Genomic DNA, 13,872 nt, shown 5'->3' with positions numbered 1-13,872 from the left:
GGGGATGCTCCCGTGCATTACCGGTTGAATGAGGAGACGCTCCAGGCGCAGTCCAATCTTGGGAGCACCGAGTTGAAGTGGACGGTGTTTCGTGAACTCATTGAATATCACGACTGCTTCCTGCTTGCCTTCGTTCAGGGAAATCACCTCACCTTGCCACGTGAAGGTGTTCCTGCTGAGGCGTTGGATTTCATCCGCCACAAATTTCAGGAGCTGAAGCTTCCCATCAAGCGCGCATGATTCTTCGTCTGGCTTCCCTGATGATTCTTTTCGGCGTCGTCATGGCCGCTGACGTCCTCAAACCGCACCCCAAGGCGGTGGCGAACATTCATCCACCCGGGGAGGTGGACCGGCCGGACATGGTGAAATTTGTTGTGTCGGATTCGGCAATGCTGCCGGGAATTGTGGTGGATGAGGTGGATGCGGAACTGGTGGGGGAGTGGCAGTACTCAACACACACGCCGCCGTATGTCGGGCTGGGTTATTTGCATGACATGAAGGCAGGGAAAGGGAGCAAGTCGGTGACCTTCACGCCCACTCTGCCAAAGTCGGGCTGGTATGAGGTGCGGCTGGCACATTGCTACAATGTGCGGCGTTCGACGAAGACGCCGGTGACCATTCATCACGCGGATGGGGAGGCGAAGGTGATTATAAATCAGCAGCAGGAGCCCGAGCATGGGCGGCTGTTTCGCACGCTGGGCACGTTTCGGTTTGAAGAAGGGCGTGCGGGGTGGGTGCGGGTGTCCAATGAGGGTACGGAGGCGGACAAGGTGGTGATTGCGGATGCGGTGCAGTTTGTGCCGGTGGCCAAGTAGGCCCACAAAAAAGCCGGGGGTCTTGCGACACCCGGCTTTGTGATTGATGGATCTTAATCGTCCTCGGCTTCGGCGGCAGCGGCCTTTTTGCGCTTCTTCTTGCCACCGGCATTGCGGAGAGCCTTTGGAATCGGGTCTTCCTTCTTCTGCAGGGCACGGCGGAGCTTGCGCAGCGCGATGTTTTGCAGCTGACGGATACGCTCGCGGGTGACGCCGAACTCCTGGCCGACTTCTTCCAGCGTGCGGGGCTTCTGGCCGGCAAGGCCGAAGCGGGCGTCGATGATCTTGCGTTCGCGTTCGTCGAGAACGGTCAGCAGGCCATCGAGCTGGCTGTGCATGTTCTTATGCGAGAGCAGGTCGAACGGGGTCTGGGCGTTTTCGTCGCCGACGATTTCGCCGAACTCCGTGCTGTCGTCGTCGCTGATCGGGGCGTCGAGCGAGGCAGGGCGCATGGAAGCGACCTTGAGCTGGCTGAGCTTGGCACGATCAATGCCGATTTCTTCGGAAAGTTCGTCGTCCGTGGGTTCACGGCCGAGTTCTTCAGACATCGCCATGGCCACACGGCGCATCTTGCTGATCTTGTCCACCATGTGGACAGGAAGGCGGATGGTCTTGGACTGGTTGGCGAGAGCGCGCTTGATGGACTGTTTGATCCACCAGGCGGCGTAGGTTGAAAGTTTGCCACCCTTGTTCGGGTCGAAGCGTTCCACGGCCTTCATCAGGCCGATGTTTCCTTCAGAAATGAGGTCGAGAAGTGGCAGACCGTAGTTGGCGTAATCCTGGGCGATCTTCACCACGAGGCGCAGGTTCGCACGAATCATGTGCGAACGGGCTTCGGGGTCGCCGCGTTTGATGCGTTCAGCAAGCTCGACCTCCTGGTCGGGAGTCAGCAAGTCAGTCTTGCCGATCTCACGCAGGTAAATCTTAATGCCTCCGTCGAGTTCCATATTGAGCGTTCTAGTTGGGTAATACAATACAAGGACCAACGTCCATGCCCCGAGCTGAGACGCAGGGGGTAGTCAGTATAAAAGCAATTTCACACTTCGCTCGTGTTTTTTGAGCAAGTTTGCGGCCAGCATAGGATATTGAACCGAAGGAAAGTGGCACAAGCGAAGAGTAGACAACCTACGTTCAACTAAACTTTCGGGTAATCGTCAACATCATTTCTAAAAAAAGTTAAGATTCGTTAATAAAATCACCTGCAAATCGGCACTTTTTCAGCTTTGAGAGACCTTAGGTGGCGCTTTTGGATTTTTATCAAGGCTGGCAGTTTGTCCTTCCTCGGTGATGCCGCCCGCTTGACACCGCCCGCTCCTTCCCCGACTTACTGCTCCCTCAAAATTGCCATGCCCCGCCAAATTTCCTACCGCGAAGCCATCCGTGAAGCCCTTGACGAAGAAATTGCTCGCGATCCCATGGTCGTGGTGATGGGCGAAGAAGTCGCCCAGTACAACGGGGCTTACAAGGTGACGGAAGGCCTCTGGGACAAGTGGGGAGACAAACGTCTGGTGGACACCCCCATCAGCGAAGCCGGATTTATCGGCATGGGCATCGGAGCCAGCATGCTGGGTGTGCGTCCAGTGATGGAGCTCATGTTCTGGAGCTTCTACACGGTTGCTTGGGACCAGATCGTCAACAACGGTGCGATGGTGCGCTACATGAGCGGCGGCAAAATCAACGTCCCCATCGTCATTCGCGGTCCCGCCAACGGTGGCACCAGCGTGGGCGCCACCCACTCCCACACCCCGGAAAACATCATGGCCAGCTTCCCCGGCATGAAGTGCGTCTGCCCCAGCAACGCCTACGATGCCAAGGGCCTCATGAAAGCCGCCATCCGCGACAATGACCCCGTCATGTTCATGGAGAGCACCAAGCTCTACGGCGAAAAATGGGATGTGCCCTCCAATGACGAGCTGCCTAACGGCGAACTCTTCATCCCCCTCGGCCTGGCGGATGTGAAGCGCGAAGGCACCGACATCTCCCTCATCGCCCATGGCAAGGCGGTCATCACCTGCCTGGAAGCCGCGAAGATTCTTGAAGAAGAGCACGGCATCAGCGCCGAAGTCGTCGATTTGCGCACCATCCGCCCGCTGGATGAAGACACCATTCTTGCCTCCGTCGCGAAAACTCACCGCGCCATCTACGTCGAAGAAAACAAGCCCTATTGCGGCATCGGTGCCCAGATCGCCTACATGATTCAGGAGCGGATCTTCGACGAACTCGACGCTCCCGTGCAGCGCGTCTGCAGCCTTGACTCGCCCGCGATCTACAGCCCGCCGCTCGAAGCCCTGCAGCTGCCGACGGCTGAAGTCGTTGTCGCCAAAGCGCTGAGTATTTTCTGATCCGACTCCTTTTTCGCCCTTCTCTCAAAACTTTTCATTCGTCTTCGCCATGCCCAAATTCATCGAAATGCCCAAGCTTAGTGACACCATGACCGAGGGAACCCTCGCCAAATGGACCGTCAAGGAAGGGGACAAAGTCACCGTCGGCAAGGCCATCGCCGACATCGAGACCGACAAGGCCACCATGGAATATGCCAGCCCGTTTGAAGGCGTGCTGCACAAGTTCATCGCCACCCCCGGCGGCAAAGTCCCCCTGGGCGCCCCGCTGGCCGTGATTCTGGAAGACGGTGAGGCCGCTCCTGCGGATCTGGATGACCTCATCGCCAAGGCGAAGGCCGCTGCGGCTCCGGCCCCTGCGGCTGAGAAAAAACCCGCCGCCTCTGCTTCGAAGGTTGCTGCTTCCGGTCCACGCCTGCCCCAGGCCCCGCAGCACAAGAGCCGCGCCGTCGCTGGCGGTGCTGCCCTCCGCGTCAAAGCCTCCCCCCTCGCCAAAAAAGTCGCTGCGGAACGTGGGGTGGATCTCAACTCACTCGTCGGCACCGGCCCTGGCGGACGCATCGTGCGTGAAGACGTCGAAAACGCCCCTGTGGGCGGTGGTTCTGCGGGTCGCGTGGCTGCCACACCGGCCATCCGCCCGGTCATTGGTCCTGAAGACGAACGCGTGCCCACCAGCAGCATGCGCAACATCATCGCCGAGCGCCTCCTGGCCTCGAAGACTCAGATCCCTCACTTCTACCTGCAGATGGAGGTCGATGCCGGCCCGCTCATGGCCTTCCGCGCCCACCTCAACGCTTCAGCCGACAAGACCGGTGGCAACAAGTACACCGTCAACGATTTCATCCTCAAGTCCGTCATTCGCGCCGCCCAGGCCCAGCCTGCGATCAACGCCGCCTGGGATGGCGATGCCATCGTGAAGTTCAAGTCTGTGGGACTCAGCGTCGCCATCGCCATCGATGACGGCCTCGTCACCCCGGTGATCAAGGAGGCGGAAAAGAAAACGCTGCTCCAGATCAGCCAGGGCGTCAAAGATCTCGCCGGCAAGGCCAAGAACAAGAAGCTCAGCCCTGATGACTTCGCTGGCGGCACCATCACCGTCTCGAACCTGGGTGCTTTTGGCATCGACCAGTTCGCCGCCATCATCAACCCGCCGCAGGCCGCCATCGTGGCCATCGGCAGCATCCGCTCCGCACCTGTCGTGAATGACAAGGGCCAGATCGTCGTCGGTCAACGCATGTGGGTCGGCCTCAGCGGAGACCATCGCGTCGTCGATGGCGCCGTCGCCGCCACCTTTCTCGCTGAAATGCGCAAGCTGCTGGAAAACCCGGCGCTGATGCTGGTTTAGACCAACTCTCAAAAATCTTGTCACATTGCCCGGGCGGCGGAGCGGCCCCATTGGCTGCGTCGTGTGCTTGCCTGTTATTTCCAAATAGCAGGCGGCGCACTCTCCTTGCCACTGGGGCCGCTGCGCTCGCCGGATCAAAATGACAATCTTTTTGAGAACTGGTCTAAGACACTCGCGAGAGATCGCGGGCACATTGCGTCTGCTCCAGCTTGCAGCGGTTTTTGAAACTGATTCCGCAAAGCAAGCCGGGAGACGTTCGGCGGAGGCTTGGGGACAAGCCTCCCTACCTCGGTTTGGGACGTGGCAGGCGGCGCTGCAGCCAGTTCATATCCTCCGGCTGCAGAAAGCTCAGGTAGAGCGTCATCATCGCGAGAAAGAACAGCATCAGGTTGTACGACATGATGCTGATGCCCGCGTGCAGGATGATTCCTGCGCCAAAGCCAAACCAGCGCCAGCGAGGAACCATCAGAAGAATGGGAATCGCGAGCTCCACGAGCAGCACCAGATAGGTGACTACTTTCAGCAGGAAGCCATAGTTCAGCACCCAGAGGCCGGGCCACCGTGCGTTGTGAGAGAGCAGGAAGAAACTCATGAAATCTCCGCTCATCCAGTATTCATTGTCCAGCCTTGCCAGCACGGCCTGCAGATAAATGGCCGCCAGCTGCACCTTCATCAGAGTCAGGCCATAGCACGGCACCTGCAGCTCAGGCGCCGCCCGTTTGCGGGCTTTGCGTGATCGCAACGACCAGCAGGCAGGCATGGGGGAGACCAGCACCAGAAAAGCCGTGCAGCGCAAGACCTCATCCCATCCCACCAAGATCAGCGGCGAGCGCATGGCGTAGGACACATACCAGACATACACAATGCCAGCCGCCACCCGCGGCCACACGCCCAGCAGCAGCAGAACCATGCCGCAGCCGCTGAAAAACATGTAGTTGCTGACGGCTCCCACGTCATGGCATAGGTCAAACACAGAGAGATAAGCACCGACGGTGTACTTCCGCACGACCTCCTGGTCCACCATCCCCACATCCGTGAAGAAGATCTCACGGTCCGGCCAGATCTGCATCAGATTCAGCAGCGACACCAACGCGAACGCGATTCGTATGCAGGCATACAAACGGGAATCCGCCGGGTTCAGAAACAGACCGGTGAAACGGGATTGAAGACTTTGGGTGCCCGTCGTCATGGAGTGGCTTGCACTTGGGTTTTATTGGCAACGAGCGTTTCCAGCTCAAAGGGTCCGAGCACCGAAGGGCGTTCGACAGCGATCTCCTTGAGCGAGCGCACCCCCAGCAGGCTGCGGGTGTAAGCGGGGATCACCTCCAGACTCACCTGGGTCCGGGGGCCGTAGCGCCCGGTGCGGAGCAGGGTCTCCGCCGCGCTCTTCATGTAGGACTCACGAAACACACCTCGGGTGGGGTTGAAGATGACATTGACCATCCAGTTGTTGAGCCGCACCTGATCATGCTGGGAAAAGCGCCGCAATCCCGGCAGCACCATGCCCACCTCTTTGGGTTTTTGTCCCCGCTCCTGAACGATCAGCCGCGCTTCCGTGCGGTGCATGTTTGGAATGGTCTCAAACATGTTCCAGAGCTGGTGGCAGCGTGTGACACGCTCATAGAGGTTGAATACTGAAGACACCTGAATCCGGTCACGCCAGCGCGTGGGCAGCATGCCGAACAGAAGAAAGACCAGATGTGCCGAGGCAAAAACCACGATCATTATTTTTCGGCTGGACAGGGAGGGAGCACGCATGGGCTGTGCCGCCAAGAAAGAACCGTGATGCACCATTCATCAAACGAATAGAGCAGCATTCGGCACCTGCGGGACAGTGATGGTGCATGGGTTGCGCGGGTCTGGTCAGCTTTTGCGGGGCATCGTATCATTTGCACGGCCGCCAGACGGACTATAATGCCGCATGGAACTGCCCGATGTCATCGAACAATGCCTGAGCCTTCCCGGTGCGGAAGAAACGCAGCCGTTTGGGCCTGAAGCACTCGTGTACAAAGTCGGCGGCAAGATGTTTGCCGTCACCTCACCGGATGAGTTTCCCGCCCGCATCAATCTCAAGTGCGACCCCGAGCGCGCCATCGAGCTGCGCGACGAATACAAGGGCATCAAACCCGGCTGGCACATGAACAAAAAGCACTGGAACACTGTGATGCTGGACGGAACCGTCCCGCCTGCGCTGGTGCGGGAGCTGGTCAAGCATTCGTATCAGCTTGTGGTGGATGCGCTGCCGAAGAAGGTGCGGGAGGGGCTGAAATAAATGGTCAGGGGGTAAACGAGGGACGAGCGCCACCCCTGGTTTATTTGATTGCCCGGCTCCCTTCGGATTTTGAAAACTTCATGGCTTCACCACCCGAATAGGTGCTGGTTCCGTGCTAAACAAAGCCATGATCTCTTTCGCGTCTTGTAGTGTCAGCGTTTTCAAATCGAGATGTTTGAGTACTTCAGTGTCGGGGGCTCCGGAACGCATCAGCACCACTCCATAGACTTCCTTTTTTGCTGCAATGCTCAAATCGCGTGATGCTGTAAAGAGCTTGTATGGTTTTGCCATGCCTTCCCAGATGGCGATTTCACGATCTGGATTCTCGTCGCGTCGAAAATCTTCAATCCACTTCTCCAATGGAGTAGGATCTACCTCACGGAAAACAGATTGAAGGTATCTCACACGCTCCAATTGTTTTTCTGTCAACGATTCGTGCCGGATTGGTCCCGGTTTCAATTGAGCAGGATCAACCCACTCCCGATTGCCCGAATCCTTGATGCCATCACGCGAGGACATCGCAACGATGACACCCGCGACAACTGCCACGACCCAAATGCCAGTCCTGAGATTCTTCATGGGGGAAGGATTCTGATTTGGGGTCTCTTCGCGTTTGGTGGCTAGTATCACCCCACCACCAGCTCCACCGGACAGTGGTCACTGCCCATCACATCCGCACGAATGGTACATGATTTCAGCGCGGGTTTCAGCTTCTCCGAGGCGAGCCAGTAGTCGAGACGCCAGCCGATGTTCTTCGCTCGGGCATCGGGCGTGCGCTGGGTCCACCAGGTGTAGCGGCCGGGATTCGGATCAAACTGGCGGAAGACGTCGAGGAAGCCGGCGTCGAGGTGTTTGGTAAAGCTGGCGCGTTCGTCATCGCTGAAGCCGGGGTTCATGCGATTGGATTTTGGATTGGCTAGATCGATCTCCTGATGGGCGCAGTTGAGGTCACCGCAGGCGATGACGGGCTTGGTCTTCTCCAGTTTCTTCAAATGCGCGCGGTAGGCGTCGTCCCATGTGAGGCGATAGCTCAGGCGGGCGAGTTCGGCCTGGGAGTTTGGGGTGTACACATTGACGAGGAAGAAGTCCGGAAACTCGACGGTGATGAGCCGGCCCTCGCGGTCATGTTCGTCGATGCCGAAGCCCAGTGTGTTCGTCTTAAAGGGCACGCGGCTGAGGATGAGCGTGCCGGAATAGCCTTTCTTCACCGCACTGTTCCAGACGGCGTGGTAGCCGCTGAACCAGCCCAGATCCACCTGCTCCTGCTGCGCTTTGGTTTCCTGCAGGCAGATGACATCGGCATCGCCTTCGAGCATGTATTCGCGAAGGCCTTTGCCGAGGGAGGCACGGATGCCGTTGACGTTCCAGGAGGTGAGTTTCATGGGGAAATGATGAGCGACGAAATAGGCCGGGAATCGGGATCGTGAAAGTGGGGAATCGGTGATGTTGCGAATGAACTGTTTGGCGCTTTGACTGCGGCATGAGCTTTGATCTGCTGGCACCGCATTACCGCTGGATGGAGGCGCTGTGTGCTGCCGGTCAGTTGCAGCGCTGCCGCACGGCGTTGCTGGGGGCCATGCCAGCACCGCAGGAGGTGCTGGTCTATGGCGAGGGCAATGGACGCTTTCTCGTTGAGCTATGCCGCCGCTTTCCTGATGCATGCGTGACCGTGGTGGAGGCCAGTGCAGTGATGATCGATCTCGCACAAGCGCGGTTGCGGCGTGCAGGACTGGCAGGTGCACGGGTGGATTTCATTCATGCGGATGCTTTAACATGGCAGCCACCAGCGGCGGTCTTTGATCTCATCGTGACCTGTTTCTTTCTCGACTGCTTTCGCGAGGATCAATTGCAACATCTGGTTCCCGCCATTGCCAATGCCGCCACAGCAGATGCGCATTGGTTGCATGCGGATTTTCAAATCGCGCCCGCAGGCCTGCGCCGTGTGTGCAGCCGCGTGATCGTGGGGGTTTTATATGCGTTTTTTCGCTGCATGACACGACTGCCGGCCCAGGAACTGGTCAATGTGGCGCCCTATTTAGGTGCTGCCGGATTCACGCGGTGGCAGCGGCGTGAGTTTGTTTTAGGCCTGCTGTTTTGCGACTGCTCGAGGCGTTGAGAGATTGCGTCTCATAATCTTCTCATAATCATCGCATAACTTGCTCACTGGATGCCAATCCACGCGGATCAAAGCAAACGTATTCATGCTTTATATGTGGTATGGACCCTAAACCACACTCCCAAAATCGGTGGTTGCTTGCGCTGAGCCTCAGCGTCGTAGCAACCGTGTCATTTTCAACCGCCACAGCGGGCACGCCCGTCGCTGCGAAGAACCCCGCACCCGATCCGTTTGACTGGAAGGAGAACACCATCTCCCCGGTGACGAATCCGATGTACTTCGAAGATCCGGTGATCCGCTCCGAAATCCGCCCGATCTTCATCTATCACAACTTTGACAACCAGTTCGTCACGGGTCGTGGCAGTGCACGAGTGGGAGCTGTCCAGTTCCGCTACGCCATCACAGACCGCCTTGCCTTCATCGCGACGCAGGACGGTTATCTGAACATCAATGGCACCGGAGTGAAGGGCAGCGGCTGGATGGATCTGGCCGCCGGCTTCAAGTACGCGCTGATCAATGATGTGCAGAACCAGTTCATCCTCACCCCGGGCTTCACGTTCCAGCTCCCGACCGGTGACAAGGATGTGTTCTATGGTCGTGGTTCAGGCCAGTTCAATCCCTTCATCTCCTTTGCGAAGGGCTACGGCGATCTGCACATCACCGGCAATGTCGGCGCACTCATTCCGCTGCTGCGCGATGAACAGAACACCATGGCTCATTACAGCGTGATGGTGGACTACTACGTCAGCAAATGGTTCATTCCCTTCGCCACCGCGAACTTCTGGACCACGCTCAACAATGCTTCCAACATTCCCGGCCTGCGCACCAACGGCTACGATGTCATCAACTTCGGCGCGGGCAATGCCAGCGGTGCCACTCAGGGCATGCTGGGCCTTGGTTTCCGCTCACGCATTCAGAAGAATGTGGATATCGGTTTTGCCTATGAAATGGCGGTGGTGAAGCCCTACGGCCTGGCCAACACCCGCTTCACCATGGACATGAGCATCCGCTTCTAAGTTCGAGTCTTTGTTTGGTTGAGTCAGAAGTTAAGTTGGTTACGCACGGGGACGAAAGTCCCCGTGCGTTTCTATTGCGGGCCGGTTGTTTTGCGATTGGCAGGGCAGGGCAAAATGATCTAAGTTGACAGGAAGGGTCGCCGTTATGATCCCCCCCGACAACCATGACACGCCACCCTCTTTCCCATGCCGCCGGCGCCTTTGCGCTGCTTCTCGCTCTCAATTCCTGTGGCAAGCAAGAGCAGCCCGCCGCCACGCCGCCGCCTGTGCCGGCACCCGTGGCAGCCAAGCCTGCCGCACCGGCTCCAGTCCCTGCGCCCGTCAAACCTGCGGATCCGGTGTTTGCCGCCACACCGGTGGATCTGAACGGCTTCGGCAGTGATGAGCCTGTTTTGCGCGTGAATGAACCCACCCGGGGAGTGATCGTCATCGAGCCCAAGGACATCAAGCACACCTCCCAGCAGCACTGGGATCAATACGACTGCACCAGCTTCAATGCCAAGCGCTGGGGCCGCTACGAGGTGCGTGTGACCTACACGCTCAGAAATGCCACGCTCGGCACGCAGTTCCGCTTTGCCCAGCAGCCGCTGAAAAAGACGCTCACGGCCGCCAGCCAGCCCAAGCGCGTGGTCTATGGGACGGTGTATGTGGACAAGCCCATGATGTACCCGTTTTCGCTCTATGCCGCCGCCACCGGTAACGAGCCGGGATTTGAAATTCAGGAAGTGGCCTTTGTGCCTGCGCCTGAAGGCCCCGCGCCCGTGCAGGCTGCGGATGGCAGCATCGTGCTCGAAGCCAGCAGCGCCACCACGTGGTCTGAAAACATGCGCTTTGAACCCAAATCCGAGAAAAACTGCCTCGGCTTCTGGACGAGCGCGGACGACTTCGCCGAGTGGGATTTCGAAGTCACCAAGCCGGGCCGCTACAAAGTGACCGTGGTGCACGGCTGCGGCACCGGCAATGAAGGCAGCGAAGTGGCCGTGAAGCTTGGTGAGCAGGAGTTGAAATTCAGCGTCAAGGACACTGGTGGATTCCAGAAGTGGTCTGAAGAGCAGGTGGGTGAAGTGGAGATCAAAAAAGCGGGCAAGATGCGTCTCGTGATTGATCCAGTATCGAAGGCCAAGAGCGCCGTGCTCGACGTCAACAAGGTCGTGCTCAAGCCGGTGAGCTGAGTTCTGCATGCATGGACTGCGCACGCACCTCCACCCGTGATCCCGAAACCTGGCTCGATCTCGCGCCGGAGTTCTCGCAGACCATGGCGCGGCAGGTGCGCGGCTGGATTCAGCGCTGGGAGCCGGATCTGACGGAGTCCATCAAATGGAACATGCTGTGTTTCAGCGGCAGGAAAAACATCTGCGGACTCAGCGCCTGCAAGAAGCACCTCGGCATCACCTTCTTTCGCGGCACGGAACTGCGTGAGATCACGAATTTGTTTGAAGGCGGTGAAGCCAACACCAGCATCCAGACCATCCGGGTTGCCAAGCTGGAGAATCTGAATGCGAAGGCGTTTCAGCGCCTGCTGCACGCCGCTGTGGCACTGGATGCCGATGAATCCGCCAAGCCGCCAGCGATGAAGCAGCGTGCCGAATGGCCCATGCCTGCGGCGCTCGCCAAGGGGCTGAAGCAACACCCGGCTGCGGCTGCGGGATTCAAGGCCATGAGCATTTCCTGTCAGCGCGAATACAAGGTGTGGATCAGCACCGCGAAGCAGGAAGAGATCCTCCAGCGCCGCCTGGGTGAAACACTCCGCGCCCTCGCCTCGGGCAAAAAATGGGCGCAGCGCAAAGAGGCGTGAAGTTTATGGCAGATATTCCAGCCGGTCCGGCACGCCGTTGTTGTTGGTGTCAAAGGGCAGCGGATCATCGAGATCTTTGCGCTGGTCCTCATCGTGATCGTTGTCAGGCTGCAGCCAGGAATTGTCCTCATTGAGCCATTCGCCCTGCTGGCGCAGCGCATGCCAGAGCTGCACTGCGGCATCGGCGCGTGTGAGCGGACGATGTGCAACGTCTTTGCTGAAGAGCCCTGGATTCATGGGCAGTTTCAAAGCGGTGGCCCAGCGATAGAGCGTGGCCCAGTCGGCCTTCTGGTCGGGGTTGAAGGTCTTTTGCGTTGTCACGATGCCCCAGCTGCAAAGGGACTCGATGGCCGCACGATCTGCATCGTCCTGGCTGACATCGCTGAAGCGCGGCGTTGCAGCGACTTTCCATTCCGGTGCATTCGCTCTGGCGCGGATGACCCGGGCCAACACGCGGGCGAGTTCGCGTCGCGTCATGGGGTGCTCTGCATTGAAGAAGACGCTGTTGGTTTCTGCCGGCCAGATGCCACGCACGGCGAGCATGTTTGCGGATTCAAAATGCAGCGCGTCGGTGGGCAGGTCCTGCCAGGGCCAGAGCAGCACGCCGGGACCGCCGGTGCCGCGTACGAGGCGCAGCTGGATCTCACGCCAGTTTTTTTGTGAAGCTGCTGCCGCACGGGGCTGGATGCCATCACGCAGGCAGAGCCATGCCAGTGTGGCGCTCGCTTGCCCGACGTGCATCATCTGACCATGCAGGCGCAGCGCACTCTGCACCACACTGCTGACGCCAATGTTCTTGGAGCAGCCGAGCAGTCCGTTCATCTGCACTGGCACGAGGCCGCGCAGAGGGAACATCGCGCGGTCAGTGTCCGTGTGCCAGCCGCGTGAGGGCGTCTGCACGTACAGCCATGGACCATTGCGATCTTCGCTGAGGAAGCGGCGGCGTGTGGGATGGAAGTCGATGTTGAACTGGAAGCCGAAAAGGCCGTCGGGCACCATCACCTTCGCCCATTTGGGTTCGCGTGTTTCAGCACGGATGTCCTGTTCTCGCAGCATGTAGAGTGCTTCGAGGCGCAGGCCTTCGCGCACGTAGGGCTTCGGCGGCAGAAGGTCAGACGTGCCGAACTCGGTGGTGAGTTTCATGTTGCGGAACGTCTGGGGGAAATAGCCCACGCGATCATGCACCGCCGTTTGCAGGTGGTAGAGCATGCCCAGGGTGTGCTGCTTCGCGTCATCGAAAATGATCTGCCGCTGCGCAGGCGAGAGATCGACGATGTTTTTCTTTGAAGCGCCTGGCTCAGTTTTTTCGAGGGCATCGACCACACGCTGTGGCAGCTGGCAGAGTGGATAATCCTGGACCGGCCAGTTTAGAAACGTCGCCTCGGTGCCGGGGGCGAGGTTGTTGTGCCAGCGGTCCACCAGACGCCGGTGCGTGTACACACTCCAGCCTGACTGGCTGTAGGTGCCCGTGCTCATGTCGCTGTCCACCCATGGCGGTGTTTTATCGAGCTGCGCAAAGGAGCGTGGATCGTAGGGCGCGGGTTTGGGTATGGTGCTGTTCTTTCCCGCTTCGCGAAGAACGACGCACCAGGACAGCGGATTCATCTCCTGCTGGCCCGCGTCATCGAAGGCGGCAGGCGCACTGGCTTCGCCGAAGCGGGATTTTAGATCGGGGCCTGCGCCGTATTTGGCACCGCTGAGGCGAATGACATCGCCCCAGTCAGAGGAGTCGAGGGTGAGCTTTGCGCGAACGGTCAGGGGTGAGGCAGACGAACTACGAACGAAGGTGACCGCGGTGACTTGGTTGTTTTCGACGAGGACCTTGTCCGGCTGCCAGCCGCGCTCGATGCGCAGTACTCCGGCATCGACGTAGGGTTTGACGAGTTCCTCGAAGATCTTCGCCGCTGCTGCGGGTTCGATGGTTTCGGTGCCGCAGTAGGAATTGCCGGGAGATGGGATGCCGTAGGTCTGCGAGTTGTGGGCGCGGATGCGGTTGATGACTTCGCTGTAGATGCCGCTGCGTGGGAAGTTCACGCGACGGCCATTCACCCCGGTCCATTCATCCGGACAACCTACTCCTTCTGCGCTGAACTGTCCGCCGAGCCAGTCGATGTCATTGACGAGGACGATCTTTTTTACGCCGAGTCGTGCGGCTTGCACTGCTGCTGCACAGG

Annotated in this window: 15 protein-coding genes; 9 read left to right on the top strand and 6 right to left on the bottom strand. The window is 58.9% G+C overall.

The annotated features are described in order from the left end of the window. Both ACIREA_RS13270 and ACIREA_RS13265 read left to right on the top strand, forming a co-directional pair. Positions 1-240, top strand: a 240-nt coding sequence (locus ACIREA_RS13270; protein WP_397382756.1) for a YcxB family protein, incomplete at its 5' end; no start/stop codon positions are given. Further along, positions 237-815, top strand: a complete 579-nt coding sequence (locus tag ACIREA_RS13265) for a xanthan lyase (protein ID WP_397382755.1) — start codon at positions 237-239, stop codon at positions 813-815. The genes ACIREA_RS13270 and ACIREA_RS13265, both read left to right, overlap by 4 nt. A 53-nt stretch (positions 816-868) precedes the next feature. Here ACIREA_RS13265 and ACIREA_RS13260 read toward each other — a convergent pair whose 3' ends face one another. After that, complete coding sequence (locus ACIREA_RS13260; RefSeq protein WP_300199627.1) at positions 869-1,762, bottom strand: RNA polymerase sigma factor RpoD/SigA; 894 nt, start codon at positions 1,760-1,762, stop codon at positions 869-871. A gap of 399 nt (positions 1,763-2,161) precedes the next feature. On the opposite strand from ACIREA_RS13260, the gene ACIREA_RS13255 reads away from it, so the two are divergent. Next, positions 2,162-3,157, top strand: a complete 996-nt coding sequence (locus tag ACIREA_RS13255) for an alpha-ketoacid dehydrogenase subunit beta (RefSeq protein ID WP_397382754.1) — start codon at positions 2,162-2,164, stop codon at positions 3,155-3,157. Between the two features lie 49 nt (positions 3,158-3,206). After that, positions 3,207-4,499 carry a dihydrolipoamide acetyltransferase family protein gene (locus tag ACIREA_RS13250; RefSeq protein WP_397382753.1) on the top strand — a complete coding sequence of 431 codons (1,293 nt, stop codon included), beginning with the start codon at positions 3,207-3,209 and terminating at the stop codon, positions 4,497-4,499. Between the two features lie 283 nt (positions 4,500-4,782). Here the strand turns inward: ACIREA_RS13250 and ACIREA_RS13245 are convergent, their stop codons facing one another. Next, complete coding sequence (locus ACIREA_RS13245; protein WP_397382752.1) at positions 4,783-5,688, bottom strand: HTTM domain-containing protein; 906 nt, start codon at positions 5,686-5,688, stop codon at positions 4,783-4,785. Continuing rightward, entirely contained in the window at positions 5,685-6,257 is a 573-nt protein-coding gene (locus tag ACIREA_RS13240; protein WP_397382751.1) for a hypothetical protein, read from the bottom strand. Before ACIREA_RS13240 ends, ACIREA_RS13245 begins: the two co-directional genes overlap by 4 nt. 163 nt (positions 6,258-6,420) lie before the next feature. On the opposite strand from ACIREA_RS13240, the gene ACIREA_RS13235 reads away from it, so the two are divergent. Then, positions 6,421-6,771 carry an MmcQ/YjbR family DNA-binding protein gene (locus ACIREA_RS13235; protein ID WP_397382750.1) on the top strand — a complete coding sequence of 117 codons (351 nt, stop codon included), beginning with the start codon at positions 6,421-6,423 and terminating at the stop codon, positions 6,769-6,771. A 78-nt stretch (positions 6,772-6,849) separates the two neighbouring features. On the opposite strand, the gene ACIREA_RS13230 is transcribed toward ACIREA_RS13235, so the two are convergent. Then, positions 6,850-7,350: a hypothetical protein gene (locus tag ACIREA_RS13230; protein WP_397382749.1), complete on the bottom strand. Its 501-nt coding sequence runs from the start codon at positions 7,348-7,350 to the stop codon at positions 6,850-6,852. A gap of 47 nt (positions 7,351-7,397) precedes the next feature. Beyond that, the gene (locus ACIREA_RS13225) at positions 7,398-8,153 is read right to left on the bottom strand and encodes an exodeoxyribonuclease III (protein WP_397382748.1); all 756 of its coding nucleotides are present in this window, start codon (positions 8,151-8,153) and stop codon (positions 7,398-7,400) included. Between the two features lie 98 nt (positions 8,154-8,251). Here ACIREA_RS13225 and ACIREA_RS13220 point away from each other — a divergent pair, with 98 nt between their 5' ends. The 4 genes from ACIREA_RS13220 (at position 8,252) to ACIREA_RS13205 (ending at position 11,698) form a co-directional block, all read left to right on the top strand. Then, positions 8,252-8,887: a class I SAM-dependent methyltransferase gene (locus tag ACIREA_RS13220; protein WP_397382747.1), complete on the top strand. Its 636-nt coding sequence runs from the start codon at positions 8,252-8,254 to the stop codon at positions 8,885-8,887. Positions 8,888-9,054: 167 nt separating this feature from the next. Continuing rightward, the gene (locus ACIREA_RS13215; RefSeq protein WP_397382746.1) at positions 9,055-9,903 is read left to right on the top strand and encodes a hypothetical protein; all 849 of its coding nucleotides are present in this window, start codon (positions 9,055-9,057) and stop codon (positions 9,901-9,903) included. 164 nt (positions 9,904-10,067) lie between these two features. Next, entirely contained in the window at positions 10,068-11,075 is a 1,008-nt protein-coding gene (locus ACIREA_RS13210) for a DUF5077 domain-containing protein (protein WP_397382745.1), read from the top strand. A gap of 11 nt (positions 11,076-11,086) precedes the next feature. Then, positions 11,087-11,698, top strand: a complete 612-nt coding sequence (locus tag ACIREA_RS13205) for a DUF1801 domain-containing protein (RefSeq protein WP_397382744.1) — start codon at positions 11,087-11,089, stop codon at positions 11,696-11,698. A 3-nt stretch (positions 11,699-11,701) separates the two neighbouring features. Here the strand turns inward: ACIREA_RS13205 and ACIREA_RS13200 are convergent. After that, the coding region (locus ACIREA_RS13200; RefSeq protein WP_397382743.1) for an FAD-dependent oxidoreductase at positions 11,702-13,872 on the bottom strand (2,171 nt) is incomplete at its 5' end.

Source organism: Prosthecobacter sp. (genome assembly GCF_044373815.1).
Taxonomy (GTDB): domain Bacteria; phylum Verrucomicrobiota; class Verrucomicrobiia; order Verrucomicrobiales; family Verrucomicrobiaceae; genus Prosthecobacter.
This window is presented reverse-complemented; position numbering and strand designations above follow the sequence as displayed.